At 63.3% G+C, this 3018-nt stretch carries 1 protein-coding gene; it reads right to left on the reverse strand.

All coding sequences use genetic code 11. From position 1 onward, the window contains the following. Positions 1-1029 precede the first annotated feature (1029 nt). Positions 1030-2556: a YhgE/Pip domain-containing protein gene (locus tag QRN11_RS17190; protein ID WP_285313776.1), complete on the reverse strand. Its 1527-nt coding sequence runs from the start codon at positions 2554-2556 to the stop codon at positions 1030-1032. Positions 2557-3018: the final 462 nt, after the last annotated feature.

Consider the following 3018-nt stretch of genomic DNA (forward strand, 5'->3'; position numbering starts at 1 on the left):
GCGGGCATCCACCCGCGGAAGCATTCGCAAAACAATATTCCCGCACCGGGAAAAAAGCAAGAGTCGATGCTGGAAAAGAGATATTCTGGGGCGTTGATACCCCGACAGGGCGCCTGCATTGGCCAGGCGCGTGGCAGCAGTCGCCCCAATGTTTCGAGTGCCGTCCTGGTGGTGCTCCCTTCCGCGTCGTGCGTTTTCCAGTTGACGGCTTTCCCGGATCAGCGGCGCCTGTCTCGACCTGGCGGGGTGAAGGTCGGGGCCGGTTCAAAGCCAGGACAGCGCCATCATCTGCGGCGCGCTCCCCCCTCCCCCCGCCGGGGTAGTCAGGAGTCACTGATCGCATTTCAGGCTCATATAGAGCGCGCCTTTAGAGCCCGAATGTAGAGACGTCGGTGGGCTGCACAACATCAACGGAGATGTCACATTCAAATCTGACAGGCATCCCAGGTGGGGGCCGGTCGGACGACGAGGAGGTTTACCCTCATCCGTTTGCGTACAGGCCGGGTCGCCCGCACGATGGTGGGCAGGGTTTGCGGGATTCTTGTGTACTGATCGGGGCCGCGTCCACGTTGACGACCTGCATGTACATCGCCAAGTACAACAGCCTGGGTCAAATTGGGCTGACTGCGGGCGCAGGCGGGCGGTCACTTCTGGCTGGTCCTCACCAGCGCGACAACTGAATGGTCCCGCAGGGTACCGCCGGATCAATCTCGACCGTGTACCTGCCGTCGCCCCTTTGGGTGATGAGTAGGCCTTGCGTGCGTTCCAATGCTGCCGGAATCAGCTGGTTAACTGCTTCGTTCAATCTCTTCCCCCGGCTTCGTCGGTCTTCAATGGCTGTTTCCGACACGGATGTAACGGTCCAATGCGATCGACTGGTGATTTCGTTGACCGGGCAAGCACCAGCGAAAGACGGGGGAAGAAAATAGCTTATATAAGGCAAGGTGTTCCTTTAGGAGCGTCAGCGGCGTGGCCGGTTGCTCGGGGAGTACGTCGGGTCCGCGTAAGTGTCGCGCGGACCCGACGGCCTTAGGGAAGGACGTGCCGGCGGCGGGCAGCGCGCCGGATAAGGGCGGTCGTTGTCAGCACCACCATGAGCACTGCGAAGACCGCGGCAACCGGCAGTCCGAGCGTATCGGGCCCTAGGCTGCTGATTCCGCTCGCGAGTTGGAGGGTTCCGTCGGACAGCTGTGCGCTTCCGTCGCTCAGCTGCGTCATTCCCGTGCTGAGCTGGTTCGCACCGACGGCCAGGGCCTGGCTGCCGTCAGCCAGCTGACGGTCTCCCCCGGCGAGCTGGTCGCCGCCGGTGGCGAGCTGGTTTACGCCGGATGAGAGCTGGTCGCCGCCGGTGGCGAGCTGGTTTACGCCGGACGAGAGCTGGTCACCGCCGGTGGCAAGCTGGTTGACGCCGGACGAGAGCTGGTCGCCGCCGGCGGCCAGCTGGTTGACCCCGGTTCCCAGCTGCGCGCCGCCTTCGCTGAGCTGGCCAAGACCCCCGGCAAGTTGGGAAGTACCCGCATGAAGCTGGTCCAGTCCGTTGGCCAGCTGAGCTGTCCCGTCACTGAGGCCGGACGTGCCTTGTGCCATCTGCGACATGCCATTGGCAAGCTCACGTGATCCGGTCGCGAGACCGTTGGCCCCGGTGGCCAGTTGTTTCGTTCCATCAGCAAGCCCGGCGGCTCCTGCGGCAATGCCAGAAGTGCCATCCGCGATGGCTCCGGCTCCCGGCGCCAATTGTGTCTCGATGCCCTCGGCCAGAGCGTTGACGGTTGACTGGATGCTTCCTGCACCGTTGTCCACCTCAGAGAGGTGCAGCCTGGCTGAGTCGACGGAAGACACCGCTGTTGAAAGGCCGTCGCTGACGGCGCTGACGTCGGCGCTTGCTGTCGTGGTGAGGGTCCTGAGCTGTTCGACTTGCGCCGAAGTCAGGCTGTCTCCTGCTGCGAGGTGTGCTACGAGAACCTTCAGGCTGTCGAGGGTATTCGTTGCGCCGGCGGCAGACGACTGGGCGGTGGTCAGCATCGCCGCTGCTCCTGCCTGCTCCTGGGCGGTGGCGCCGACGTTTGCGGACAGCGTTGCAAAATCCTTGCCAGTGCTGCGCAGGCCTGTGCCGACCCCGCTAATCCCGTCACGTATGCCGGCTGCCCCTTTCGAAAGGCCGGATGCGCCCTGAGCCAACTCTGCTGCTCCCGTCGCTACGTGGTCGATACCGCCAGCAACCGCCTCGACGCCGCTGGCCGTTGCCTGTCCCCCGGACGCCAGTTGATTCATGCCGGTGTTGAGCTGCGTGGTTCCGGCGCTGAGGGCCTTTGCTCCGTCTGCTGTCTTTCCCACACCGTCAGCAAGGGCATTGGCCCCGGTTGCCACTTGCGCCACCCCGTCCACATATTGCCCAACGCCGTGCGCGGTTTGGTGTACTCCGTCGACGTACTGGGCGGTGCCGTCCGCGGTTTGATGTACGCCGTCAACGTACTGGGCGGTGCCGTCCGCGGTTTGATGTACGCCGTCAACGTACTGGGCGGTGCCGTCAGCGGTTTGGTGTATGCCTTGGGCCAACTTAGCGGATCCATCGGTAGCCTGAGCCTGACCGTCACTGAATTTCTTCACGCCGTCCGCGTATTGGACGAGGCCGTTGTCAAATTCCTTTGCTCCTCCGCTTAACTTCTGTGTTCCTGATGCAAGTTGCTTAGTGCCGTCACCAAGCCCTGCCATAAGGGCGAAATAGATGAGAATCACCGCCGTGAGCAGGAACGAGAGCACGGCGATGGCGACTCTTTGCCCCCGTCGAGGCCTGGATTGTAGGAATGTAGCGTTCACAAAACTCCTTTGTTCAGGAAAAAGTGGTGTAACGGCGATGGTTGCGCGAGACGGTCTGCTGCCGGGGTCGGGCGGGAACTAGCCAGAGACCCTGGGCCCCGTAGCCACGCCGAGGCACGACCTGGCACTAGGTCAGATGCGAGGTCGTGCTTGTGCTCCGGCCGTCGGGTTGGGGGTGACGGCCGGAGCGGGGGGTGGTTT

Source organism: Pseudarthrobacter sp. fls2-241-R2A-168 (genome assembly GCF_030209335.1).
GTDB lineage: Bacteria > Actinomycetota > Actinomycetes > Actinomycetales > Micrococcaceae > Arthrobacter.